Origin of the sequence: Microcoleus sp. D3_18_C4, from assembly GCF_036702355.1 — a bacterium.
Lineage (GTDB): Bacteria > Cyanobacteriota > Cyanobacteriia > Cyanobacteriales > Microcoleaceae > Microcoleus.
Genome location: NZ_JAUBTF010000026.1, coordinates 59822 through 86127, shown reverse-complemented (window position 1 = coordinate 86127; position 26306 = coordinate 59822). Strand labels below are relative to the sequence as shown.

The following is a 26306-nucleotide window of genomic DNA, read 5'->3' as shown; positions in this document are numbered from 1 at the left end:
AGTCATTAGTCATTAGTCATTAGTCATTAGTCATTAGTCATTAGTCATTAGTCATTAGTCATTAGTCATTAGTCATTGGTGATTAGAACCAAAAAATCACAACTAACAACTAAGCAATGCCCAATGCTTTTAGACCCCATCCTAAATTCCCAATTCCCAATTATCAAATGGTAGGACTTACAGTAATGGCGGAAACAACAAAGAATCACCTGTTAGAAATCAAAGAAATTGGCCAAAGTATTTGGATGGACAATTTGACTCGCGATCTGATCGAGTCCGGCGAACTCAAACAGATGATTGAAAGTAGGGGACTGCGTGGGATTACATCTAATCCGGCTATTTTTGAGAAAGCGATCGCGGGCAATGTGATTTACGACGCGGATATCGAAGCGGGCATCCGGGCGGGTAAATCTGTCATGGAGATTTACGAATCTCTGGTATTTGAAGATATCCGCAACGCTTGCGACATCTTCGCTCCCGTTTACGCAGAGTCGAAGGGTTTGGACGGTTACATCAGTATCGAAGTGCCACCGACAATCGCCAACGACACAGAAAGCACGATTAGCGAAGCCATGCGCTATTACAAAGCCCTCGGCAAAGAAAACGTGATGATTAAGATTCCGGGAACCGCTGAAGGTTTGCCCGCAGTCGAGCGAGTCATCAGCGAAGGCATTAACGTTAACGTGACTTTGCTGTTCTCCGTTGACAGCTACGTCGAAACCTTCTGGGCTTACATTCGCGGTTTGGAAGCGCGGGTGGCTAAAGGTTTGGATGTGAGCAATATTGCTTCTGTTGCCAGTTTCTTCTTGAGCCGGATCGACATCAATGTCGATGGCAAGATTGACGAGAAACTCAAAAATGTCACAGATATTTCCACAAAAGCTAAACTGGAAGCAGTGAAAGGGAAAGTGGCGATCGCCAATGCGAAGATAGCTTACCAGAAGTATAAAGAGATCGTAGCGAGCGATCGCTGGCAAGCTTTAGCAGCCAAAGGAGCGAAAGTGCAGCGCTTACTGTGGGCTTCCACCAGCACCAAAAACCCCAACTACAGCGATGTCATGTACGTCGATGAACTAATCGGCCCGGACACCGTTAACACTTTGCCACCGAACACCGTTGAAGCTTGTTTCGATCACTGCGATGTCGCACCCCGGATTGAGAACAACGTTGAAGAAGCTTACACCCTGATCGAAAGTCTCAAAGATCCCGACATAGACATCAACTTGGACAAAGTGATGGCAGACTTGCTCATCGACGGGATTGAGAAATTCGTCAATCCGTTCCAATCCCTGATGGATTCCTTGCAAGAGAAAGTGCAGAAGTTGTCGCCCGTCGCTTAGGCAGATATCTGTATCCTGAAAGGCAGAAGCATTTGGGAATCGGAGTAGATAATTATTTGGGTTCTTAAAGGCTGAGTTTTAAATCCTCTCTAGGAATTTTGAGATCAAGGGGTGTCAGAGTTCCTAGAGAGCAAAATCATCTGCCTCCTCTAGCAGTATTAAGAATCGATTAACTCTCTCACCCAGCAACTAGCAGAAATGACCGCAAACTATCATGGTGTCTTGGCAGGGTTGACAGCACTAGAACAAGGAAAATAAATAATGGTAACGCTACTTGAAAATCCACTGCGGGTCGGTTTGCGAAAAGAACGGGTGCCGGAACCACAAATTCTGGTAATCTTCGGAGCTTCTGGGGATCTCACCCAGCGCAAACTGGTACCTGCAATTTATCAGATGAAGCGCGATCGGCGCTTACCACCGGAAACTACCGTGGTGGGAGTAGCCCGCCGCCCTTGGAGTCACGATTACTTCCGCGAGCAAATGCGCGAAGGCATTGAAGAATTTGGCGGCGGCATTGGCAATGAAGAATTTTGGCAAGATTTCGCTCAAGGTTTGTACTACTGTCCCGGCGACATTGACAACCCGGAAAGCTATCAAAAACTCAAAGCTTTCTTAGCGGAGCTCGACGAAGAAAGGAGAACTCGCGGCAATCACATATTTTATCTCTCGGTTTCCCCGAACTTTTTCCCAGAAGCAATTAGGCAACTGGGCGCGGCTCAAATGTTGGTTGACCCAGCAAAACACCGCTTGGTAATTGAAAAACCCTTCGGCCGCGACTTGAGTTCGGCAAAAGCTCTCAACCGAGTCGTGCAGCAGGTTTGCCAAGAACAGCAAGTTTACCGGATCGACCACTATTTGGGTAAAGAAACTGTTCAGAATTTAATGGTATTCCGGTTTGCTAACGCGATTTTTGAACCGCTGTGGAATCGGCAATTTGTCGATCACGTACAAATTACAGTTGCAGAAACAGTAGGCGTAGAAGACCGAGCGGGTTACTACGAATCCTCTGGGGCGTTGCGGGATATGCTGCAAAACCACTTGATGCAGATTTTCTGTCTGACGGCGATGGAACCGCCGAATTCCTTGGACGCTGACAGCATCCGCACCGAAAAGATGAAAGTTCTGCAAGCAACTCGCTTGGCAGATTTGCATAACTTGGACTTCTCAGCGATTCGGGGTCAATATTCGGCGGGTTGGATGAAGGGCAAACCCGTGCCGGGGTATCACGATGAACCGGGGGTTGCTCCCAACTCGACAACGCCGACTTTTGTGGCGATGAAGTTTATGATTGACAACTGGCGCTGGCAGGGAGTGCCTTTTTACCTGCGAACCGGCAAACGGTTGCCGAAAAAAGTTAGCGAAATAGCGATTCAGTTCCGCGAAGTTCCGCTGCTAATCTTTCAGTCCGCGGCCCAACAAACTACTCCTAACGTTTTGACTATGCGCGTGCATCCGAACGAGGGGATTTCGCTGAGGTTTGAGGCGAAAATGCCGGGGCCGGATTTGCGGACGCGGACGGTGGATATGGATTTCAGTTACGGTTCTTCTTTTGGGGTGACATCTTCGGATGCTTACGATCGCCTGTTAATTGATTGTATGCTGGGCGACCAAACTTTGTTTACCCGTTCTGATGAAGTGGAAGAAGCTTGGCGGGTGGTAACGCCGGCGCTGATGGAGTGGGAATCGTCCAACGATCAAGATTTGGTTCCTAAATACGAAGCGGGTACTTGGGAACCGGCGGAAGCAGAACTGCTAATTAACAGAGACGGCCGCAAGTGGCGCAGACTTTAAGAGTGATTAGTCAGCAGTCATTAGTCATTAGTTATTGGTCAGCATTAGTATTAGTGATTAGCTAATAACTACTAACTCATAACTACTAACTCATAACTAATGACTAATGATCCATGACTAATAACCAATGGCTAATGACTGATAACAAAGGAGAGAAGATTTATGACGATGACACCTATGAAAGCTCCGCCTCTGGTTTCGCTACAAAGTCCTAAAGATGTGTCGATCGACCAAATAGAGGCCGAATTGAGTCAAATTTGGGAAAGTTACAGAGAATCGGGGTCGAAAGGGGATGTTCCGATCGCTAGTAGGGCAACAACTTTTACTTTTGTAGTCTACGAACCCGAAGAAACTCAGCGGTTATTAGCGGATCTGGGGTTTTACGACGGGCCGGTGGACGGTATTACCGGGCCGATGACGGCATCTAGCATTAGGGCGGCTCAAAAAGCTTACGGGCTGCCGAGAACTGGCAAGCCTAACGCTGAATTGCTGGCGACATTGCGGGAAGAAGTGGCTCGCAAAAATTCCAATGGCGAGGAGATGGGCTCTAGTGGTTTGGGTTCCGGGGGTTCGGGCGTGGCTGATGCGATCGTGGCTGCCAATCCCTGCCGGATTATTGCTCTGTGCCCGACTGCGGGGGAAGATACAGGCGTGCAGGCTCAAGTCGCTGCTTATTGTCCTGTCCACAAGCGCACCACGGGCAATCTGATCTGCTGCGAGTATATTACGCTCCGGGGTACGGAAGCGGCGCTGGAACGGGTGAGCGGCATCGTGACGGCGTTGACGATCCCGGATTTGCCGACGCTGCTGTGGTGGAAGGCGAACCCGGATGCCGATCGAGGTTTGTTCCAGCGGCTGGCGGCAGTTAGCAGTTCTGTGATTGTTGACTCTAGCAGCTTTGCTGAGTGTGAAGCTGAATTGCTGTTGATGCAAAGTCTGATCGAGGAAGGAATTCCGATCGCAGATCTCAATTGGCGCCGGCTGGCCGCGTGGCAGGAGTTGGCTGCTGAGGCTTTTGACGCGCCGGAACGTCGCGCTGCGATTCGCGAAATCGATCGGGTGACGATCGATTACGAACAAGACAATTCTACCCAAGCGCTGATGTATTTGGGTTGGCTGGCGAGTCGGCTTCAGTGGCGTCCGGTTGCTTTCAAACAGGAAGAGGGCGATTACCAAATCAAGCGAATTAAATTCGCCGGGCCCGACGAACGGGTTGTCGAAGCTGAGTTGGCTGCTATTCCTACTGCTGATTCGGGCGATGTCGCGGGCGATTTGATTGCTCTGCGTTTGAATTCTACAAACGAAAAGGCTGACTGCGGTACAGTGCTGTGTTCGGAAGCGGGTGGCTGTATGCGGATGGAAACGAAGGGCGGCGCTCAAACCGATCGGTTTAACCAGGTGAGTCCTCTGCTCGATCAGGTGACGGAACAGTTGCTGGGCCAGCACTTGCAGAGTTGGGGCCGAGATGTGCTTTACGAAGAAAGTTTGGCAGTGACGGCTCAAATGCTGAAGTTAGCTAAGCGGTAAAAAGAAGTTCGGCAACGGATTGTGTACCGGATGTAACGGATGTAACGGATGGATGGAATCAGGAGAAAGGAGAAAAAAATAAACAAGACGGATTGAGTTAATATTCAGTGGGGCAGGCAATGTCTGCCCTACTTTTATTCTTCTCTTTTCTTCCTTCGCGCTCTTGGCGTCTTCGCGGTTCGTTCAATAGTTATTATTAGAGCGGTTCGAGAGCAATACTCATAACTTTATCAACTGTCTATTTTTATGAGGAAAGATTGCATAAATCTTTGATTGATACAGAAACCGCAGATGCAAGACAGATTAACACAGATAAACGCAGATAATTTCCTGATTGGAAAGCGACTTAGGCAATCTTATCTATTATTTATTTTAACTAACTATAACTATGGCTTTAGTAATTGCTGGCGAACGCAGCGGTGCGGGAAAGACTACTGTAACGATCGCCCTTTTAGCTTATTTAATCCGCCGCGGCTTGAATGTTCAATCTTTTAAGGTTGGTCCCGATTACATTGACCCCATGTTTCACGCTTTTGTTACTGGTCGCCCCTGTCGGAATTTAGACGCAATATTAACCTCTGAATCTTATGTAAAAAAGTGTTTTTATCGTCATATTCAAGATGTCGATTATGCCTTAGTTGAAGGGGTGATGGGTTTATTTGATGGAGTGAGTCGAAAAACTCAGGAATCACGAAGGCACGACACGGATTTTGACACGGATACACGGATTAATTATCGAAAAGAAGAAGGCAATTATGATTTTTCCTTTGCTTCTACGGCTCATGTTGCTTATTTGCTGAATGTGCCGGTATTGTTTGTGATAGATTGCAGCAGGCTCTCTGGTTCTGTGGCTGCGATCGCCCACGGTTTTCGTTCTTTTAACCCTGACCTTAAATTCGCTGGTTTGGTGCTGAATCGGGTGGCGAGCGATCGACATTTGGAACTGCTTCAAGATGCTCTCCAACCGCTCAATTTACCTATTTTGGGCGTTTTGCGTAGGGATGAGGCTGTTACTATTCCCGATCGACATTTGGGGCTAATTCCTGCTGAGGAGTTGCCGAATCTTCATGCTGCGATCGATAAACTGGCTGATTTGGCTGCTGTTAGTTTTGACTGGGACCTACTTTTGCCTTTGTTGGCTGCCACTCGAAATGGGGGGGGTGAGGGGTCTGAGCAACTTTTGGCTAGGCACAGTCTCCCTTCGGTTATTATAACTAAAAAAGATGATGTTGTCAACTGTTCGGAAAAACAATTTGGAGTGAGGATTGCAGTTGCGCGCGATCGGGCTTTTAATTTTTACTATCAGGACAATCTTGATTTGTTGGAAGAGTTGGGTGCCGAGTTGGTATTTTGGAGTCCCCTTGATGATTCGGTTTTTCCTGACAATGTGCAAGGGTTATATTTTGGTGGTGGTTTTCCCGAAGTGTTTGCTCAAAAATTGAGCGGTAATGTTTTAATTCGGGATGCGGTAAGAAAGGCGATTTTTTCAGGAATGCCGACTTATGCGGAGTGCGGGGGTTTGATGTATTTGTGCGATTCTATTGTAGACTTCGATGGCAATTCTTGGCCAGGGGTGGGAGTGTTGGAAACTGTTGCTGCGATGGGAAAGCGTTTGACGCTGGGATACCGAGAAGCTGTGGCGGTGAGGGATAGTTCGGTGTTAACGGCTCTTGATGAGGTTTGGGGACATGAGTTTCATCGATCGCATTTAACTGTGGAACCGAGTAATCCAGTTTATCACAGTTGGAGGTATGGCAAGCGGGGGGAAGTTGAGGCGGTTGCTGAAGGTTGGGGAGTTTGTCAGGTACACGCTTCTTATTTGCATTTGCATTGGGGTGCTCGACCTGATATTCCGGCTCGTTTTTTGCAGCAGTGTGCTGATTTTGATTGTAAGGGTGTTTTGGGCGATCGAGAAAGCGAACTAGATTTTTTTATTTAATTAACCGCAGAGGACACAGAGAAGAGAAGAGAGCAGTGCGCTAAATTTGATTGTAAGGGTGTTTTGGGCGCTCGAGAAAGCGAACTAGATTTTTTTATTTAAACCGCAGAGGACACAGAGGGCACAGAGAAGAGAAGAGAGAGGATTTACTGTATTAGAATGTTCATGACGGATCAAGCTAGGGATGTTGGGATTTATGAGCGAATCAATTTCGACTAAGCAGTTATCCGCACAATGGGTGACACCGGAGAATTTTCGGCGTTACGGTCAAGTTATCTTTGCGGCTGTTGATGGCAAGTCTTTCGATGGTGAGGATGCTCAGTTAAGTTTGCAAAATGGTATTCCTAGATTTTACATTATGCGGCTGCACCATAAAGGTCGCAAGTTTGGCAAAATTACACGACACATTCAATGTACTCAGTGTTTGGGTTCTTTGGAGGGGAAGGATTGGTTGATGGCGGTTGCGCCTCCTGGGGATAGCTATAAACCGAGTTTAGAGGATATGGCTGCTTTTCGGATTCCGGGCAATTGTTTTATTAAGTTAGATGTGGGTACTTGGCACGCTGGGCCGTATTTTGATGCGGATTTTGTTGATTTTTACAATCTGGAGTTGAGCAATACTAATGTGGTTGACCATTTTACCTTTGATTTGGTAAAAAATCACAATCTGGAGTTTGAGATTGTCTGAGGTTGGCGGTTTGTAGTTGCGCTTTCTTTTTGGTGATTATTGTTATAGGTTGGTTTTTTGAGTAATATTTTTTAACAGCAGAGGGCGCAGAGGAGGAGAAGGAGGGGGTTCGCAAGTGATTGGGGAATTCTTTTGGTCTCACTAGGCTGAGTAGCAACTAGGAAGTATCGCGTTTACAAGTGTTAAATTTAGGTGCAATTGTCATGCCTGAGCAAAAGTATAGCATTGTTCTGCGGCAATGTCGTTTGTTAGGTGCGATCGACGATCGCCCAACGGTAGATATTGCTATCGATGATGACCAAATAGTTGCCGTTTCGCCGCACATCTCAGAATTTGGCGAACGCGAACTCGACATTCAAGGCAATTTAGTTAGTCCTCCTTTTGTGGAGTCGCACATTCATCTCGATTCGGCTTTGACTGCGGGGGAACCGCGATGGAATCAAAGCGGCACTTTGTTCGAGGGAATTCAAATCTGGGGGGAACGCAAGCAAAGTTTAACTCTGGATGATGTCAAAAAACGGGCTGTAGAAACTTTAAGGCTGCAAGCGTCTCAAGGGATTTTGTTTGTCAGGAGTCACGCTGATGTTAGCGAACCGACGCTGACTGCTTTGCAAGGACTTTTGGAAGTTCGAGAACAAGTCAAAGATTGGATGACTCTGCAAGTTGTGGCTTTTCCCCAAGACGGGATTTACGGAAGTCCAGAAAATGACAAACTTTTAGAGAAATCTCTGGATATGGGTGCGGATGCTGTGGGCGGGATTCCGCATTATGAGTTGACGCGGGAAGATGGGGTGAAGTCGGTTGAGCGAATTTTTGAACTTGCTGAAAAATACAATAGATTAATAGATGTTCACTGCGATGAAATCGATGATGAACAGTCGAGATTTTTGGAAGTTGTAGCAGCTTGTGCGATTAGAAGCGGGGCTGGTTCGCGGGTGACGGCTAGCCACACGACGGCTTTCGGTTCTTATAACACTGCTTATGCTTTTAAGCTGATGGGAAGTTTGGCAAAATCGGGAATTAACTTCATCGCCAATCCTTTAATTAATATCACCCTGCAAGGCCGCGCTGATACTTATCCCAAACGCCGTGGGGTGACGCGAGTTAAGGAATTGTGGCAGCAGGGATTGAATGTGAGTTTTGGCCACGACTGCGTGCAAGATCCTTGGTATAGTTTAGGTACGGGAAATATGTTGGATGTCGCTCATATGGCGGTTCATGTTTGTCAGATGACGGGAATGGCTGAGATTGCAGCTTGTTTTGATATGGTGACTGTCAACGGTGCTAAAACTCTCAATCTGGGAGATGATAATTATGGGATAGATGCGGGTAAACCTGCAAATTTGATTGTGTTGGATGCTGAGGATTGTTATGAGGCAATTAGGAGGCGCGCTGCGGTTCGCTATGTGATTTCGCGGGGTAAGTTGCTGGCGGAAACTGCACTTGCTAAAATTAGTTTTTATCCGGTTTGACAAACAATATTTGAAGCTGTTAAATTGTGAATCAAGGTGCTATTCCCGATGAGAGTCCGAGAAATTTACTAGAGCAATTGCTCCTGCAAGATGCTAAGGCTGGTAATTGCATAGTAATTCATTGCGGTACAGATAGATTGTTGGGAGATGCAGCGAGACTTATTGCTGTTTATGGCGGGAATTCTGAAGATTGGGATAAAATGACAAGTATTGAGGCTTTTGAAATTAATGGAGCTTCCGTACAAGTCCATTGGTTTCGGAACAGTCAGACTCTTCAAGATGTGGAGTTTAAGTTCAAGCGACAGTATCCCAAAACAGCCCCTAAAAATCTGTAGGTAATCAAGTTATGAAAATTCGTTGTATTGCTAATACGGGTGAATCTCTGCCTGAAACATATATAGATCCGCCACGCGGTTATACTAGAAAAGTTGAGTTGCCACTAACTATAGGCAAGGAATATGTTGTTTATGCTATCCGAGAATGGAAAGGCACTATTTGGTACTACATCTGCAATGATAATTACAGCTATTATCCTATCCATAATCCGGCACCGATGTTTGAAGTGGTTGACAGCAGGGTTTCTAAGTATTGGCGGTTTGAAGTTTCGCCCAATGGCTTGTTAATGATAGCGTTTGAACAGTGGTTTACTGACCCTTATTTTTATGATAAGCTAACGGATCAAGAAGAGGCGGAGGTTGAGATTTTTGAGAAGGTTAAGGAATTAATGGATGCTGAGGATTTTGCTTTGCCTCCGCTGGATGTTGCAGTTGAGAAGTTGCGGGAAACTGTCAGTGTTTGAGTGGAAAAGTGCGATAGTCAATTGATTTTGTTAACCAGCTTGACTCACACACCTCCAAATAGTATAAAATATCAAGTAGCAGAATCTTGTGAAATAAAATGGACGAAAAAGTTGAAATCAATAGAAGCTATGAGACACTAGACGGCGATGATGATGTTTTGTTATTGGGTCAAGCTACTTTTACGGTTCGCCGATTTAAAGAGCTAGCCTACAGTAAGTTTAACAAGATAATGCTTCAGACTTATGTAGCAGAAACTAACCAAGGTGAGAAATCGATAATTCAGTGGATACAATATCTGTCGATTAACGAAGAAACAAAAATTATGGGAGGGGATATAAACTGGAAATCGCCTCCAGAAGGAATTGATTGTCAAATTCTAAAAATTGGTTCCAAGGGTTGGCAAAAAGGAAAGCTTCAAATAGAACTTAATCAAACTTTGCAGTCTTGGCAAACGCAGGTCTGTATAAAGTTTTCTCCTGATGAACCACCAGAGCAAAAATCGCCTCTAGATGATATCAGACAATCCGAGGAATACAAAAAACTGCTCTAAAATAACTGACAACCCGATCGCGATTACAATACAATAATCGATCGCACTTATATCTGAACCTGAGATTTTAAACCGCAGATGAGGGCGGATGTACGCGGATGAACGCTGATGTTTTTTTGGGAGGGACTCATGGTAAATGTAGAAGAATATGTCGATCGCACCGCTGAACTGATAAACTTACCCTTAGACCCGGAACATCGTCCAGGCGTTGTGGTAAACTTCGAGAGGATAGCTGCGATCGCCCGACTCGTTACTGAGTTTCCTTTACCCCCAGAAGTAGAAGTCGCGCCGGTGTTTGAACCTTAGATTTTTAACCGCAGATGAGGGCCGATGAACGCAGATGAACGCAAATGTTTTTTAGATAAGGCTGATGCGGTTGCTACGGCAGCGGCGGTTAAATGTGGTAAGGTTACGGCTACAGTGGCGGTAAATGCTGCTTTGGAACGGATTGCTGTTAAGGATAAAGCTTTTAATTGCTTTACTGCAATCACTGCATCAAGCGCACTCGCAGCAGCCGAAAAAATAGATAATTCCATCGCAAATAACGAAAACCCAGGCCCTTTAGCAGGCGTTCCCTTCGCTGTCAAAAACCTGTTCGACATCGGCGGAATTACTACTCTAGCTGGATCAAAAATCAACGCTGACAATCCTCCGGCTACCCAGGACGCGGCGGTGGTAGCCCGACTCAAACAAGCCGGGGCTGTGCTCGTAGGTACTCTTAACATGGATGAGTACGCCTACGGTTTCGTCACCGAAAACAGCCACTACGGCCCGACTCGCAATCCCCACGATACTACGCGCATCGCCGGCGGTTCCAGCGGCGGTTCCGCAGCAGCAGTCGCCGCCGGTTTTGTACCCTTCACTCTCGGTTCTGATACTAATGGTTCCATCCGCGTACCGGCTGCTTTGTGCGGTGTCTTTGGGTTTAAGCCTACTTACGGCCGTTTGTCAAGGGCTGGCGCTTTTTTATTTTCGAGTAGTTTGGATTGTGTCGGGCCGTTTGGGCGATCGATCAGAGATATGGCGCTGCTGTACGATATCCTGCAAGGCCCTGATTCTCGTGACCCAGTTTGCACTCAACGCCCGCCAGAACTTTGTTCGTCGCAGTTAAATCAAGGCATCGAAGGATTGCGAATTGCTGTTGCTGACGGGTATTTCGCCACAGGGGCCGAACCCGAAGCAATGGATGCTGTAGAAATAGTTGCTAAAGCCTTGACAAATGTTTTGGAGTGTGGTATAAGCACAGAAAAAACAACAAACCCCCCAAAAATAGGGGGGCTTGCAACTGTCAGCATACCGGAATCCGATCGCGCCCGGGCTGCGGCATTTATCATTACCGCCTGCGAGGGCGGAAACTTGCATTTAGACAATTTGCGATCGCGCCCTCAAGACTTCGATCCGGCGACGCGCGATCGCTTTTTAGCGGGAACCCTGATCCCTGCGACTTGGTACTTGCAAGCCCAGAGATTCAGACAGTGGTACCGCGATCGAATTCGCGAAATATTCCAACACACAGACATCATCCTCGCACCCGCAACCCCGATAGCTGCCCCTGAAATTGGCGTCGAGAAAATGGTAATAGCCGGACAAGAAATCTTAGTGCGTCCCAATCTCGGACTGTTCACCCAACCCCTATCGTTTATTGGCTTGCCCGTTCTTTGCGTGCCCGTACAGCGGCCCGGCGCTTTGCCCTTGGGGGTACAAATTATTGGTGCTCCCTACAGCGAAGCGGTGATTCTCCGAGTCGCTGCGGTACTAGAATCGCAAGGCATTATATCTGCCGAATCAATTTAGTGCTAATAATTCTAGGGCTTGTTATTGCGGTGAAAGCGTCTCTTAGTCCTTCTGGCAATAGCTTTGCGCTTCTGCTTTTCCAACGGAGTTTCAAAGTGGCGGTGCTTTCTCATGTCGGGGAAAATACCCGCTTTAGAAACTTGTCGCTTAAACCGTCGCAGGGCTGACTCAATCCCTTCATTTTCGCCTATTACAACTTGGGTCATTATTTCTCCTTAGTGTTTGTCAGATCAAGTTTTATCATATCAAGGTTTTTGACCGCGCGACCTGTTGAAGGTCGGGCGATCGGTCAAAACCCCAAAATTATAGCAAATCCGCTGCCATCACCGCTCTTGATTATTTAGTTTGCACAGCCAGACTTTCTATGTCAAGGCGCCAATTATATTCGCGCGGTTGAATCGGTTTGGGCTATCAACTGATTTTCCTGCCGCAGGTAAGCTTGAATAAACGGGTCTAATTCGCCGTTCATCACATCTGCGATGGCGGTTGTTTCTACTCCAGTACGCAAATCCTTGACCATTTGATAGGGGTGAAAAACATAATTGCGAATTTGCTGGCCCCAAGCCGCCTCCACCATGTCGCCGCGAATCTCGGCAATTTCCGAAGCCCGCTGTTCCTTAGCAATCACCAACAGCCTAGCCTTGAGTAATGCCAAAGCTTTTTCCTTGTTTTGCAACTGACTGCGTTCTTCCGTGCAACGGACGGCCAAACCGGTAGGAAGGTGAACGATGCGGACTGCGGTTTCTACCTTGTTAACATTTTGCCCGCCCTTGCCGCCCGCGCGGGAAGTAGTTACTTCCAAATCTTTTTCGGGAATGTCCAACTGTACGGATCGATCGAGAATTGGCATCACTTCGACGCCTGCAAAACTGGTTTGACGCTTGTCGTTAGCATTAAAAGGCGAAATTCTGACCAAGCGGTGAGTGCCTTTTTCCGATCGCATATAACCGTAAGCGTAACGGCCGACAATTTCCAAAGAAGCAGATTTAACACCTGCTTCCTCTCCCTCGGAAATTTCCATTAAATGTACTTTGTAACCTTGACTTTCCCCCCAGCGGGTGTACATCCGCAGCAGCATTTCGGCCCAATCTTGAGCATCTGTACCGCCGGCCCCGGCGTTAATTGTCAAAACAGCGCCGCCTTCATCGTAGGGCCCAGATAGTAATTGTTGCAGTTCCCACTGGTCGAGTTCCCGGGTTAACTGAGAAAGACTCGATGAGGCTTCTTGGAACAGGGACTCGTCGGCTTCTAACTCCAGCAGTTCTAAAATAGCTTTAGCATCTTCTAAGCTAGTTTGCCAATTGCTGTATTGTTCTAAGTGAGATTTGAGGTCATTGAGTTCTTGGAGAGTTTCTTGAGCTCGATCTTGGTCGTCCCAAAATGCTGGTTGGGCGCAGATTTGCTCTAAGTCTTGAATTTTGGCTGTAAGTGCGGGGATGTCAAAGATAGTCCTGGGTTGTACCCAGTCGATCGGACAATGTTTCGATATTGTGTTTGATGTCTAGAACTTCCACTGTGAGTTCTCCTAGTTGTGGGGTGTATTTTTGAGTTTAGCTGAAATTTCGACATTTCAGCAACTAATCCGTGTATCCATGTCCAAATCCGTGTCGTGCCTTCCTTGTTATATATACTGCGAACCTGTTGAATTGAAAGTTTTACCGCATTCGTGAGCGCATACATCCAACCTTTTAGAACAGGAAAAACTTTTTGTGAGGTCTTCGCGAAACCAATCTCTGGCGATCGCATCTTTCACCGATTGAGTTCTGAGAGAATTAAAGCCATTTCCGTACTTTTCAATTAAAGCCAGCATTTGCGGTCTGTAAGTGTGGTTATAAACAGCGTATTTAGTATGGCTTACCCAACAGCAAGGCCAGAGTTCCGCTTCAAAACTGATGAAAATCTCTTGGGTGGCTTGAGTTTGACAGCTAATTTCTACATTTCGGTAGTAATTGTTTAGGCTGCCAAATTTTTCTACAGCTTGGATAAATTGGTCTCCCTGGGGATTTTTATATTGTTCCAAGGATGGGGGTTGGAGTTCTTCGCTGGCTCGCTTTGGTGGGACAGAAGGAGTTGGTTCTGGTGCTTGAGAGGTTTCGATAGCTATAGCTTGATACCAAGCATAATTTGCTTTTTCTGGTTGCCCCAACTGTGTCAAAACTTGAGCTAAATTGCGATAAGCTCCGGCAAAATTGGGTTTAAGCTCGATCGCCTTTTGGTAATAAGCACTAGCTGGCTGCCACTGTTGCTGTTGAGCATAAAGACTGCCGACATTAGCATAAACTTCTGGAAAATTAGGCTGAATTTTGAGGGCCTTGGCGTAACAGTCTGCTGCTGCTTGCATCTTCCCCAAACCTTGAACAGCATTGCCTAAAGTTTTCCATGCTGCTGCAAAATTAGGTTGAATTTTTAGGGCTTGTTGGCTGGCTGCGATCGCATCTGAGAGCAGTCCTTGTTTCAAACAGTCCTCAGCTTGTTTGTGCAACCCAACAGCCGTCTGTGTTTGATTTTGAGGGGCTGACGCATTATTTGTTGCTGGTTGGTTGGGGCGATCGCTCTTAGCCTCTACCTGAGAGTTTTCTGCTTTTTGAGGCTGTTGATTGGCGGACTCTTTGTCATAAATCTCTTTCGCTACAAAACGAGAGGTTGCTTTCGGTACAAACTCGACAAATCCTAGTTGTTGGGCTAAATCGCGTGCTGCTTCTACTTGGTGCTGGTTGTGTTCAAATATCAAGTAGTGCCATACAGCTTTTCCGCCAGCTTGGATGAAGGCATTAACCGACTGCATTATCCTGTCCCAGTTGGTATTTTGGCGGTAGATGCTGTTAGTATCGGCCAACCCGTCGATACTAAAAATTACGCGATCGTGTTCTCCTGTCATCGCTTTTGCCAGGGCTTGCCACCAGTCAGGGTTTCGTCCGCTACCGTTGGTGTACAGGCAGATATGAGGAACTCCCATGCGGTGCAAATATTCGATCGCCGGAATTGTGGTATTGCTAGTCATAGCATCGCCGTAGTTGCCGCACATATACACCAAATCCAACTGAGAGCAAAACTCTTGTGGGAAAATTCTCTCAATATCCTCCATCTTTAATTCCGCCCCCGGCAAAATCGGGTTGCCGGTGCGGGGACACTGCGGACAAGCTGCATTGCACCTGGAGGTAATTTCTACGCTGACTCTCCTAATATCTTCATATTTTAAGTACATGAGTTTTCCCCGATTAATTTGTGATTAATATTGAAATCGCGATCGACACAATTAGATAGCAAGAGTTTTGATTGAGTGATTAAAAAGTAAAATTATACCTTATGTCTGCCCGCTGTGAACATGATATAAGTTTTTTGTATGAGGGACAGAGGAAACGAGGACGACTATCTTGATTCCAAATCTTAATAAAAAAAAACCGCGGCAGGATGTCGATCGAGCCGCGGTTTTTTTTAATAAGCTAAAGTTTCAATTACTCGCGGCCGTTGAGAGCAATCAGCAGGCGCAGAATAAAGATGAACAAGTTGATGTAGGTCAAGTACATCGACAGAGCAGCGGGCAAATACTGGTCGTCGCGGTAGCTGCGGGGTAATATGTAAAAATCGACGATCGCAGCGCCGGCAAATATAAACACGCCGATGCCAGAAATGCCAATTTCCAACCAGGTTGGGGTGTAGACGCCAAATAGAGAGAGCAGAAACTGACCGCCAACGACGACTAACAAAGCAATGACACCTAAACTGATAGTTTTGGTGAGGGCCATGCCGTCTTGTTCAGAAAGGTTGGAGCCAATTTGGCGGGCGGCGATAAAGGTAATGCCACATCCAAGTGCAGCAAAACCAATACCGGCGATGCCGACGCCTTCGCTTCTGAGGGCTATAGACACCAACCCGCTGAGGGTGTAGCCTGTAAGCAAGCTGTAGGTTGCCAGCAGAGGCAAGGCGGTATTTTTGTTACCTTGTTCGGCTGCGCCGCGGGCGACAAAGAACAGAATTAATTGTAGGACGATCGCAGCAATGAAGGTGGGAAAGAAGATCCCGGGATAGTTACGAATCACTCCGAGGCCGCCGTAGGTGCCGACAGCAGTTAAGACAAGTCCGCCGCCCACGAAGGGGAGAGCGTTGGAGATGACGTTCGGGCCTACCAGCGCGTGGTTTTTGGCCTCGCGCACGGCTTCGCGGAAATTGCTAGTGTTACTCACGAGGATTTACCTAATTTTGGCTGAGAATTGCTATCTATTATTGTGACAGCTTTACACTTTGTTTGCAAAACCTGAAAGAGTTTAAAGATTTGATAAAGAACGGGGGTGAAATCACTCCAAACCAGGGATCGATTGTTTATAATCGACTGCGTATAGGTCTGTGCCGTGTCGCTGTCTCGCACCGTTGCGCCTCGCGGCAAAGCTATAATTGAGTTTAAAGGGTCGGCGCTATCTGCGGCCAAGGGCTAGCTTAAAGTCGATTAAATCGCAAATAGCTGATGTAAATCAATTTTGGATGGGGGATTTACGATTGGGGATTAAGGAGTATATGCTAGAGGCAGGGATCACAGTTGATTTTAGGTTTTTGATTTGCGACTTAGTTGAAACTAGAGACCAGAAACTTCAATAATCTAAAATATAAAATATAAAATCTAAAATCTAAAATCTAAAATCGGTTCCGTTAATTGCTAAGGTAGCTCACACAGTAGCTCAGACAGAGGATAACCAGAAAATTAATGAATAGATCGAGTTCTATCGACAAACTGCTAAATAGGTAATTTCCAATGCCCACCTTTTTTGAGCGAAAATTATTGCCCCCTACAGCCGGGATTTTATTGGCTGTCGCCGCCATTATTTCCGGCGGTCAAGCTGCCGTTGCAGCTAATGTCCAAGCCGTTTCTACCGCTGCTTCCTGGCAGGGTTCAGAAAATTTGCTGCTGGCTCAGACCGGTCAACTCCCCCAAAGTACAATTTCTTCAACCCCGAACCGGGGGACGGAAAACCGCGTACCTCTGCCCGTAAGAATTCCTGAGCCTTCGGCGGTGATAGGGCTGGGTTTAGTTGCGGGTTCGCTGGCAGTGACTCGCCGGAGAGTGAGAGTTAAAAATTAGACTTTTTTTGGCAAAAAGTCTAATTTTTGGATTTTTAACCGCAGATAAACGCGAATAAACGCAGATAAATGTGGCTATCAGGATTTTAGCCGATCGCGTCGCGCAGAGCATTTTTAGTCATAGCTGCGATCGACTGTTCGGTAGCTTTCGGCAAGTGATAGTATTTCCCTCCAGAAGTCTTGGCCAATTCCTTCGCAAAGCCAGTCGAAATAAACTTGCTCTCGGTATCAATCACCAGCAACTGCATTCCCAACCCACGAATTTTGGCAGCAATTTCTAACAATTCTTTCTTAATATCAGGCTTTTCTCCATCTACAATCGGTTCGCCCAAAGAACGAGCCAAAGGAATATTACCTCGTCCGTCAGTAATGGCGACAATCGCAACTTGACCGATATCTCCAGACTGCCGCGCGTTGACTCCCACCCGCACTGCTTGAGTCAAACCGTGGGCCAGGGGAGAACCGCCGCCGCAGGGCAACCGTTCCAAACGCTTGCGGGCCAAGGCTATCGAGCGAGTCGGCGGTAGCAGCACTTCTGCTTGTTCTCCGCGAAAGGGAATGAGAGCAACTTGATCGCGGCTTTGATAAGCTTCTGTGAGTAGCTGCATGACTGCACCTTTGGCAGACTGCATCCGGTTGAGGGCCATCGAACCCGAAGCATCGACGACAAACACGACTAGAGCTCCAGCTTTTCTGGCCAAACGCTTCGCCCGAATGTCTCCCTGTTCGACAAATACACGGCGCTGAACCCCCTCTTGCCCCCCCTTACTAAGGGGGGGTTGACTCGCTTCTTGCCCCCCCTTACTAAGGGGGGGTTGGGGGGGGTGAGAATTCCTGTCGCGGCGGGCTTTTTGGTAGGGTGCGGCGGCTCTGAGGGTAGCGTCAACGGCGATGCGGCGGACGGGGCCTTTGGGTAAGACTGGCTTGACGTAACGGCCTCTATCTTCCGAGAAAATGGTGCTGCGGCTGCCGGATTTGCCTTGTTTGTTGGCGGATTGTTGGGCGAATAAAAGCACGCTGGGGTCGAGAATTACGCCTTCGGGGTCGAAGAGAAATTCTTCGGGAATGGTATCTTTTTCTGGTTCTTCTTCAGGTTCCGGGTTGTCTTCATCCTCTTGGTCTTCTTCGTCTTCTTGCTCGTTTTCTGGTTCGTCTTGTTCTTGTTCTGACTGCTTTTGGGGAGGCGGTGGAGGGGGAGGAGGAGGAGAGTTTTCGTCTGGGGGAGTTTGGATGATGGTGGCGCGGGGTACGATGACTAATTCTACGGCGCGGCGCAAGTCTTCGGCGTTAACTTCTGTGCGTCCTTCGATGGCGGCGGCGGCTTTGGCGACGCGGACTGCGAATATTTCGGCGCGGTGTCCTTGAACGCCACCCCGGATGGCTTCTTCTACTAGGTAGGCAATTTGTTCGCGTTTAATGCTGACATCTTTGAGCCATTCTCTGGCTAGGATGATTTGGGTTTTGAGGTTGTCGGTGTCTTCGCTGTATTGATTGAGGAATTCTTGGGGGGAGCGGGAGTAGGATAAAGCTTGTTCTACTGCATAGACTCTTTCTTCTAGTTCGAGTGCTGCATCGGCTGAAAGTACGATCGCGATGCGATCGAGCAAATGTTCTCTCAGCGGCCCTTCTTCGGGGTTGTAAGTGGCGATAAATAGAGGTTTGCAGGGGTGTTGGAAGCTAATGCCTTCGCGCTCTATTTGGTTGCGCCCTTCGGTTAATACTGTTAGCAGTTGGTTGGAAATATTGTCATCGAGGAGGTTAATTTCGTCTACATATAGTACGCCTCGATTTGCTTGGGCTAAGAGTCCGGGTTGAAATACGGTTTGGCCGAATTTCACTGATTGTTCGACATCAACTGAACCTAAGAGTCTGTCTTCGGTGACACCCAAAGGAATTTGAATGAATGGTGTGGGAATTATTTCAGTAGTTAAGGAATTAGTATCGGTGGTGTGGGCATCTTGCCCGCCATTTTCTGGTAACAAGCCTGATGCTTGTTCTGCAAGAATATCATTAGGTTCGGCGTTGCAAAAAGAATCTTTAACAATTTCAATGGGTGGCAGTAAGGAGTGCAAGGCGCGGGCCATTACTGATTTTGCTGTGCCGCGGCGGCCTGCGATCGCAACTCCTCCCAATCCGGGATCGACTGCTGCTAAAAGCAGGGCTAATTTGATTGCTTCTTGCCCGACTACGGCGGTGAGGGGAAAGGCTGTGGTGGAAGGGCTAAGGTTGACTGCGGGCATAGGATTTTCGGATGTAAAAATTTGAACTTAATGTTTAGCTTACTTCTTGGAGTATTTTAACTTCTAGGGGCAGAATCACGGTAAAAGTTGAACCGACTCCTATTTCTGATACTAGCTCGATTTTGCCTTGGAGCAGCGTGACGAGCCGCGATACTATTGCTAATCCCAGGCCGGTGCTTTCGGCAGGAAAGAGCTGTTTGCCGGCTTCTCCTGCTTGAAAGAAGGGGTCAAAGATGCGCTTTGTATATTCGGGGGCGATGCCAATGCCGGTATCTGTAATTGCGATCGCCCAATTTCCTTCTCCAGCAGGGTGGCAACTTAATTCGATGCTACCAGCTTCTGTATAGCGAATGGCATTGCTCAGCAGGTTGATCAGAATTTGTTGCAGCCGCCCAGAGTCAGAGATTACTTGTGTTGGGCCGCAGTCGCTGGTAACAGCGAGCTTTAGTCCTTTAGCATCAGCAATTGGCTGCATCATTTCTACTACGGTGTTAATTACCGATCGTACATTAGTTCGCTGCAGGTTAAGTTTAATTTTTCCGGCATCGGCGCGAGAAAGTTCTAGCGTGTCATTAATCATGCGGAGCAACTGTCTGCCGTTACGCAATACTCGCTCGATATGTTCGATGCCGGGGAGGGTATCTTTGACTTGTGATTGCCATTTTTCTTTTCGCAGGAATAGTTCGGAATAACCAATAATTGAGTTGAGAGGAGTTTTGAGTTCGTGAGCCAAATGGTAGACGTTTTCTTGATGGACGCTGACAAGGCGAGAGAGTTCTTGATTGGTGAGTTGTAACTGAGTTTGAATTTGTTGAAGTTCCAGCAGCCTCTGAGCAACGTAGCTATTGAAACACTGGGCAATTGCTTCGTCTACTACGGCATCTATCAGCCGAAAAGCTCTGAATACGTCGGTGGTGGTTCCTGCTAGCAAATCTGCTTCTAATTGGGAGAATATTACTTGACGCAATAAGTGGTATTCGCGGGCTACTTCTGCGGCGTCGTAGCCTTGTTCGGCTCTGAGAAATCCGTGATCTAAACTGGCTTCTATTATTACTTTTATTTCGCTGTGTTGATATTGGGAAAGCACTGTGGCCATCGCCGCCAGCAGGTGAGGTATGTGATTCTCGATTGCTGAGTGCGGTAAGGCGTCAGCGGTTTCAATTTTCCGATCCTGACGAACTGCTTCAATCCAGTTTTGGACGATAGTATCGGTTTTGTCGGCGAGCACTTGGCTGTAGTCCATGATGTCTGCGTGGGGGTTGAGTTTGGCAGAGATTGCCCATGCTTCATTGTAGTTGAGCGATCGCCGGATCGCCATACCAAACTTCTGCCGATCACGACCCTCCCAAAAGAAGTAGTTTTGAGGTGATTTTTTCCGTGTACCGGAGAGCTCTTGATGAGTCGCTCCCAGCTTGTTGCTGCCAAAATCAGCACTTAAATTTATTGACAGAAGAGCCAGAAAGTAGTATATTCACTCGAACCGAGACTTTTTAATTTTTAAGTTCTATTATTTTCAGGGGACTAAATGGAAAACGTGCAAGCTGTGATTGCTGCAACAACATTTATATGTGTAGTTTTCTTAATAATTACAGAATGGATACACCTCACAGTTGCGGCATTTCTGGGAGCGGTGATTCTGGTTTTTACCCACGTGATGACGTTAAACAACGCGATCGAATATATCGGTCGGAGTCACGCCACCCTGGGCTTATTTTTCGGAGTCATGGTAATGGTGAGAGCCTTTGAGCCTACCAAAGTATTCGAGTATTTGGCAACTCAAATTGTGCTTTTGGCTAAAGGCAAAGGCAAAAATCTCTTACTGGGTATTGTCGCAATTACTACCCCAATTTGTGCTGTTTTGCCCAATGCCACGACAGTCATGCTGCTAGCACCCTTAATTCCGCCAATGGCAGAAGAAGTCGGTGTAGATTTTGTGCCGTTACTGATTTTAATGGTATTTGTAGCTAACAGTTCGGGACTGCTGACAATCGTGGGCGATCCGGCGACATTCATTGTCGGTGATGCTATTAACATGAGCTTTGCAGATTACCTGGTAAAGTTAAGTTTGGGCGGGGCAATTGCAGTAGGAGTGATAGTAGTTATGTTGCCTTGGCTGTTCCGCGAAATTTGGAACAAAAAGTTAGACGATTTGGAACATTTGCCGCACCCAAAAATCAATCACCCACGAGTTTTAGCAGTGGGCGGTGTAATTATAGCTTTCGTGCTGACATTTTTTGTAATAGGAGAGTCTCTGCCCGTGCCTATTTCACCGGCAGCCGTTGCTTTGTTGGGGGCTGCTTTGGCAATGCTTTTAGCTCACCATTCCCAAATTGATTCTGTTAATAATATTTTGCGGGATTTAGATTGGAGCACGCTACTATTTTTTATGTCTATCTTTGTGCTGATTGGCGGTTTGGAAAAAACCGGAGTAATCGGCAGTATATCTGGAATATTAGCAGTGATTTTAGGTAAAAATATTTTTCTTGGTTCTTTAGTTTTGTTATTTTTTGTGGGTTTGATGTCGAGCGTGGTGCCAAATATTCCGCTGGTAGTGGCGATGGTGCCGCTGCTAAAACAGTATGTTGTCAATGTCGGGCTCGCACCGGCAGAAGTGCTGGCGCCGGATTTTGCAGGGCAGTTTCCACCTGCTGTGCTGCCGCTGTTTTATGCGATGATGTATGGAGCCACTTTAGGAGGAAATGGCACTTTGGTAGGAGCTTCTTCTAATATAGTGGCAGCGGGAATTTCTGAACAGCACGGACGCCGGATTTCTTTTCAAACTTTTCTGCGTTACGGGCTTTCTGTGATGGCTGTGCAATTAATAAGTGCGGCTGTTTATGTAACTCTTCGGTTTCTGATTTGAAGGAAGAAGGAAGAAGGAAGAAGGAAGAAGGAAGAGAGAAGAAGTCAGAAGTCAGAAGTCAGAGGGAAGAGGGAAGAAGTCATAGGGAAGAGGGAAGAAAAATTGGTTGGTAATACTAAAGCATCTAAAATCCATCCAATTCTAAGGGGAAAATTACAGTGAAGGACGAGCCAACTCCTACTTCAGACACTAATTCGATTTTACCTTGCAAGAGCTTAACTAATCGAGCGACAATTGCTAGCCCTAAGCCGGTACTGTCAGGAATGCCAGAGCTTAGGGAGTTGTCGGCTCGAAAATAGGGTTGAAAAATCCGCTCGCAGTCTTCGGGAGGAATGCCAATTCCTGTATCTGAGACAGTTACTGTCCAATATTTATCTGGCAAAAGTTCGCTTTTTATGGTAACAGTACCGGCTGTGGTGTAGCGAATGGCGTTGCTGGTTAAGTTTGTGATGATTTGCTGCAAGCGCAAGCAATCTGTCACCACTTGATCGTCTGAGAGATGGCACTCAACAGCTATCTCTAAACCTTTGGCTTTCGCTAAAGGCTCGATTATTTCAACAACAGTGGCGAGTACATCTGGCAGTCTGATTGGCGCTAGTTGTAATTTTATTTGTCCGGCTTCGTACCGCGAAATTTCCAGAGTATCGTTGATCAATCTCAGTAACAGTCTGCCGCTGTTAAGGACTCTATCAATATGTCCTATATTGGGTACCGAACCTTTAATTTCTGAATAATTTTGTTGCTGGCGCAAAAACAAATCTGAGTAGCCGATAATAGAGGTGAGGGGAGTTTTTAATTCGTGAGCTAAGTGAGATAAGTTCTCTTGATTGGCGCGAACTAAGCGAGTCAGTTCTTGATTTGTAAGTTGCATTTGGTTTTGCAAATCCTTTAGTTCTTGGAATCTTTCCTGGGTAAAGGTTTGGAAACATTTAGCAATTACTTCGTCGAGGGCCGTGTCAATTAAGCGGTAAGCTCTGCTGACTTCGGCGGCAGAGGCTTTTAACAATTCTGGCTCTAAAGCATCGAAAATTACCCAGCGCAGCAAGCGGTATTCCCGCGCAATTTCTTCGGCGTCGTAGCCTTGTTTTGCCCTGAGAGTTCCGTGTTCTAAACTTTTTTCTACGAGTGTGCGAATGTCGCTCTCTTGGGATTGGGAAAGCATGGTTACGATCGCGTGTAGTACCATTGGAACGCTGTCGCGCACGCCATTGTAGGTGAGTTCCTTAGCGGTTTCGAGTTGGTCGTCGGAGCGTACAGCTTCGATCCAGTTTTGTATAATTATGTCAATTCGATCTTGCAGCGCGAGGCTAAAGTCTCTCATGGCTCAAGTAGAGAAAGAAGTGGCCGATCGCATTTTATCTCTCTAGGTGAGTTTAATTAATTAACTTTTGGAATTTTCTCTCAACTTTGGAGCTTTGCCGATCGCAAATAGCTACTCCTCAAGACATATTGACAAAATGAAATGCTCGTGCTACCTTGATTGAAATTGGCTTAAAAAGTCAAGCCTAATCGAGCACCGCGCAATCAAACCAAGCGTGTGGCTGGAGCGGAGGAACCAATTTTCGGGGCTAATTTCTACAAAATTAAAAAGCAAAGTTAAAAATTTCCCAGTTTGAGTGAGTGTAATTTTTAACCTTTAATTATGTAGAGAAGGACATCTCTCAGTCCTAGCCCGTCAGCTAACTTCGCAGGCATTGAGAAGAGACTGAAAAGCCAAATTTCTGAACAAGATAGTTTGGCTTCGTCAGTGTCTCAGGTTGGTATTGTTCAAGATTCTTGTACCTGCCCTGACTCTGAAGGAGATTGAAATGTTCATACACCTTAATTTATCTGCGATCGTACTTGCAGGAGTTGCAACGTGGAAGCGGGTCAAACCCGTTGTTATCCGAGATGCAGTTTTGTTGCCGGCGGCTGGTTTTTTGGGAATTCTTGGCTTGTGGTGGATTGTTGCCAGCTTCAACAGCGATTTGATTCCCACTCCCTATCAGGCTTTAATAGCTAATTTAGATTACATATTGCATCCATTTTACCAGCGCGGGCCTGGAGATTTAGGCATTGGCTGGCTGCTGCTAGCGAGTTTGCGGCGGGTGTTGGTGGGATTTTTGCTGGGTGCAGCAGTTGCGATTCCCGTGGGATTTCTGATCGGGATGTCGAAACCGGCAATGATGGCGCTCAATCCGCTGATTCAAATCTTCAAACCGGTGTCGCCGCTAGCGTGGCTGCCGATAGCTTTATCGATTTTTAATTTAGCAGAGCCGTCGGCAATTTTTGTCATATTCATTACCTCTTTGTGGCCGACAATTATCAACACCGCTTTGGGAGTTTCTAGCGTTTCCCAGGATTATCTGGATGTGGCGCGAGTGTTGGAAATGCCGCGCTGGAGGCGGATTACCAAGATAATTTGGCCGGCGAGTTTGCCATACATTTTTACAGGTTTGCGGATTAGTTTGGGGATTGCTTGGCTGGTGATTGTGGCGGTGGAAATGCTGACAGGTGGTGTGGGAATTGGCTTTTTTGTCTGGGATGAATGGAGCCGTTTGAACCTGAGTTCAGTATTTTTAGCGGTGTTTGTAATTGGCTTAACTGGATTGTTGCTCGACGCTGCGGTTGACAAAGTTCAGGAATTGGTAACGCATCGCTCGGTCATTAATCATTAGTCATTAGTCATTAGTCATTAGTCATTAGTCATTAGCTAGCTAAAAGCTTAGGGCTTTTGATGACGGACATTTAGCTATTAGCGATCGAGAATTAAATATGAGTGACAAGTTTTCCAATGAATGGAAGCGCCGAGAGTTTTTGCAAGGAATGGGCTCGGTGGCGGCGGGAATGGCTTTATCTGGTTGTGCAATTAGCGCGGATCGATCGGCAAAAGGGCTCACAGAAGAAGCCTCAGCCGTAAAGCCGGTTGTCGATTCCCGAACCTTAGAAAAACCCAATTTAACCGTAGGATACGTGCCGGTTAACGATTGTGCACCATTTGCGATCGCCTGGAAAAAAGGCTTTTTCCGCAAATACGGTTTAAACGTCACACTCAACCGCGAAGCAAGCTGGGCAACCTCCCGCGACGGCGTAATCTTCGGCCGCCTCGACGCATCCCCAGTTGTATCCGGCGCCGTCACAAACGCCCGAGTTGGCGCCGAAGGAGCGCGCCACGCACCCCTGTGCGCGGCAATGACAATTCACCGCCACGGCAACGCCATGACGATGAACAAAGCTATGTGGGATTCCGGTTTGCGCCCGTGGCACGAATACAACGGCAATTTGGAAGAATTTGGCAAACAATTTCGAGCCTTTTTTGACAGTCAGCCGTCGGAAAAAAGAGTTTGGGCAGTGGTTCTGAGTTCTGCGATTTACGAATACTTTGTCCGCTACATATCGGCGGCTGCCGGTGTCGATCCGTTCAAAGAATTTCGGGTAATTATTGTGCCGCCGCCGCAGATGGTAACTAATATCAGGATTGGCGCGATGCAGGCTTACATGGTGGCAGAACCTTGGAATACGCGGGCAATTCAAGGCAATTTGGGAGTGGGTTTTACCTTTGTGCAAGGGAAGGAAGTTTGGCTGGGACATCCCGATCGCCTTTTGGGAGTAATGGAATCATTCATTGAGGAAAATCCGAAGACTTATTACTCGCTGGTTAAGGCAATGGTGGAAGCTTGTCAGTATTGCAGCAAGCCGGAAAATCGCAATGAAATATCGGCGCTGCTGACTGAGCGATCGTTTACGGGGGCGAGACCGAAAAAAGGGGCGATCGACAAATTTACGCGACCAGCAATTGTTGGCGACTACAACTATGGAGGGTTTGACGAAAAAGACCGCACCATACAATCGGAAGATGCAACTATTTTCTATGACATTCCTAAGAACTTACCTCAAATAGCCGGAAATCATTCAACATTTATGTGGCAGTCTCAGAGTATTTGGTTGATGACTCAAGCCGCTCGCTGGGGACAGATTAAAGAAGTTCCCAAAAATGCTGAGGAATTAGCTAAAAAAGCTTGGAGAACCGACTTTTACCGCAAGATTGTTGCCGAAATGGGTATCGATTGTCCCCAGGAGGATTACCAAGTGGAACCGGCTGAACTTTTTATTGATAAAAAGGCATTTGATCCAAGCGATCCGGTGGGTTATTTGAATAGTTTTGAAATTCGAGCAAACCGCCCTCAGTCTTTTTATCAGTCTTAATGTTTGAGATGTTGCGCTTTTCCTAATGTCCCGCCAGGGGCTTA

The 26306-nt window shown here is 46.9% G+C and carries 22 protein-coding genes and 1 riboswitch; of the genes, 15 read left to right on the top strand and 7 right to left on the bottom strand.

From position 1 onward, the window contains the following. Positions 1-185 precede the first annotated feature (185 nt). The 11 genes from tal (at position 186) to QUA90_RS15025 (ending at position 11901) form a co-directional block, all read left to right on the top strand. Entirely contained in the window at positions 186-1340 is a 1155-nt protein-coding gene (tal, locus tag QUA90_RS15075) for a transaldolase (protein ID WP_333446313.1), read from the top strand. A 261-nt stretch (positions 1341-1601) separates the two neighbouring features. After that, positions 1602-3131 carry a glucose-6-phosphate dehydrogenase gene (zwf, locus tag QUA90_RS15070; RefSeq protein ID WP_333446309.1) on the top strand — a complete coding sequence of 510 codons (1530 nt, stop codon included), beginning with the start codon at positions 1602-1604 and terminating at the stop codon, positions 3129-3131. Positions 3132-3293: 162 nt separating this feature from the next. After that, on the top strand, positions 3294-4658 hold the full coding sequence (gene opcA, locus QUA90_RS15065; RefSeq protein ID WP_333446307.1) for a glucose-6-phosphate dehydrogenase assembly protein OpcA: 1365 nt from the start codon (positions 3294-3296) through the stop codon (positions 4656-4658). 388 nt (positions 4659-5046) lie between these two features. Next, positions 5047-6597 carry a cobyrinate a,c-diamide synthase gene (locus QUA90_RS15060; protein WP_333446305.1) on the top strand — a complete coding sequence of 517 codons (1551 nt, stop codon included), beginning with the start codon at positions 5047-5049 and terminating at the stop codon, positions 6595-6597. 196 nt (positions 6598-6793) lie between these two features. Further along, on the top strand, positions 6794-7285 hold the full coding sequence (locus QUA90_RS15055) for an ureidoglycolate lyase (RefSeq protein WP_333446303.1): 492 nt from the start codon (positions 6794-6796) through the stop codon (positions 7283-7285). Positions 7286-7488: 203 nt separating this feature from the next. Beyond that, on the top strand, positions 7489-8757 hold the full coding sequence (codA, locus tag QUA90_RS15050; protein WP_333446301.1) for a cytosine deaminase: 1269 nt from the start codon (positions 7489-7491) through the stop codon (positions 8755-8757). A 26-nt stretch (positions 8758-8783) separates the two neighbouring features. Continuing rightward, a complete protein-coding gene (locus QUA90_RS15045) occupies positions 8784-9092 on the top strand; it encodes a hypothetical protein (RefSeq protein ID WP_333446299.1) in 309 nt (102 codons plus the stop codon). Between the two features lie 11 nt (positions 9093-9103). Further along, on the top strand, positions 9104-9556 hold the full coding sequence (locus QUA90_RS15040; protein ID WP_333446298.1) for a hypothetical protein: 453 nt from the start codon (positions 9104-9106) through the stop codon (positions 9554-9556). A gap of 98 nt (positions 9557-9654) precedes the next feature. Continuing rightward, positions 9655-10107: a KGK domain-containing protein gene (locus QUA90_RS15035; protein WP_333446296.1), complete on the top strand. Its 453-nt coding sequence runs from the start codon at positions 9655-9657 to the stop codon at positions 10105-10107. Positions 10108-10236: 129 nt separating this feature from the next. Then, complete coding sequence (locus QUA90_RS15030; RefSeq protein ID WP_015176516.1) at positions 10237-10413, top strand: DUF4089 domain-containing protein; 177 nt, start codon at positions 10237-10239, stop codon at positions 10411-10413. Positions 10414-10437: 24 nt separating this feature from the next. Further along, positions 10438-11901 carry an AtzE family amidohydrolase gene (locus QUA90_RS15025; protein WP_333446294.1) on the top strand — a complete coding sequence of 488 codons (1464 nt, stop codon included), beginning with the start codon at positions 10438-10440 and terminating at the stop codon, positions 11899-11901. An 11-nt stretch (positions 11902-11912) separates the two neighbouring features. Here QUA90_RS15025 and rpsU read toward each other — a convergent pair whose 3' ends face one another. From rpsU to QUA90_RS15005, 4 genes are all read right to left on the bottom strand, one after another. Then, entirely contained in the window at positions 11913-12107 is a 195-nt protein-coding gene (gene rpsU / locus QUA90_RS15020) for a 30S ribosomal protein S21 (RefSeq protein WP_006632476.1), read from the bottom strand. Positions 12108-12280: 173 nt separating this feature from the next. Then, a protein-coding gene (gene prfB / locus QUA90_RS15015; RefSeq protein ID WP_333430366.1) for a peptide chain release factor 2 occupies positions 12281-13415 on the bottom strand; the annotation gives its coding sequence in 2 pieces (ribosomal slippage) (positions 12281-13342 and positions 13344-13415; 1134 coding nt in all). A 107-nt stretch (positions 13416-13522) separates the two neighbouring features. Further along, positions 13523-15106, bottom strand: a complete 1584-nt coding sequence (locus QUA90_RS15010; protein ID WP_333446292.1) for a tetratricopeptide repeat protein — start codon at positions 15104-15106, stop codon at positions 13523-13525. A gap of 250 nt (positions 15107-15356) precedes the next feature. Continuing rightward, positions 15357-16085 carry a Bax inhibitor-1 family protein gene (locus QUA90_RS15005; RefSeq protein WP_333321890.1) on the bottom strand — a complete coding sequence of 243 codons (729 nt, stop codon included), beginning with the start codon at positions 16083-16085 and terminating at the stop codon, positions 15357-15359. Between the two features lie 563 nt (positions 16086-16648). Between QUA90_RS15005 and QUA90_RS15000 the strand changes: the two genes are divergently transcribed. Beyond that, positions 16649-16975: a PEP-CTERM sorting domain-containing protein gene (locus tag QUA90_RS15000; protein ID WP_333084074.1), complete on the top strand. Its 327-nt coding sequence runs from the start codon at positions 16649-16651 to the stop codon at positions 16973-16975. An 85-nt stretch (positions 16976-17060) separates the two neighbouring features. On the opposite strand, the gene QUA90_RS14995 is transcribed toward QUA90_RS15000, so the two are convergent. Then, positions 17061-19214 carry a VWA domain-containing protein gene (locus QUA90_RS14995; protein ID WP_333446290.1) on the bottom strand — a complete coding sequence of 718 codons (2154 nt, stop codon included), beginning with the start codon at positions 19212-19214 and terminating at the stop codon, positions 17061-17063. Between the two features lie 34 nt (positions 19215-19248). Beyond that, positions 19249-20532: a HAMP domain-containing sensor histidine kinase gene (locus QUA90_RS14990; RefSeq protein WP_333446288.1), complete on the bottom strand. Its 1284-nt coding sequence runs from the start codon at positions 20530-20532 to the stop codon at positions 19249-19251. Positions 20533-20739: 207 nt separating this feature from the next. Between QUA90_RS14990 and QUA90_RS14985 the strand changes: the two genes are divergently transcribed. Beyond that, positions 20740-22077, top strand: a complete 1338-nt coding sequence (locus tag QUA90_RS14985) for an ArsB/NhaD family transporter (protein WP_333446286.1) — start codon at positions 20740-20742, stop codon at positions 22075-22077. A 124-nt stretch (positions 22078-22201) separates the two neighbouring features. On the opposite strand, the gene QUA90_RS14980 is transcribed toward QUA90_RS14985, so the two are convergent. Further along, positions 22202-23398: a sensor histidine kinase gene (locus QUA90_RS14980; RefSeq protein WP_333321898.1), complete on the bottom strand. Its 1197-nt coding sequence runs from the start codon at positions 23396-23398 to the stop codon at positions 22202-22204. A gap of 171 nt (positions 23399-23569) precedes the next feature. Next, positions 23570-23786: riboswitch (cyclic di-AMP (ydaO/yuaA leader) on the top strand. A 99-nt stretch (positions 23787-23885) separates the two neighbouring features. Between QUA90_RS14980 and ntrB the strand changes: the two genes are divergently transcribed. Beyond that, positions 23886-24734: a nitrate ABC transporter permease gene (ntrB, locus tag QUA90_RS14975; protein WP_333321901.1), complete on the top strand. Its 849-nt coding sequence runs from the start codon at positions 23886-23888 to the stop codon at positions 24732-24734. 97 nt (positions 24735-24831) lie between these two features. Beyond that, positions 24832-26262, top strand: a complete 1431-nt coding sequence (locus QUA90_RS14970; protein ID WP_333321903.1) for an ABC transporter substrate-binding protein — start codon at positions 24832-24834, stop codon at positions 26260-26262. The last annotated feature ends 44 nt before the right edge of the window (positions 26263-26306 follow it).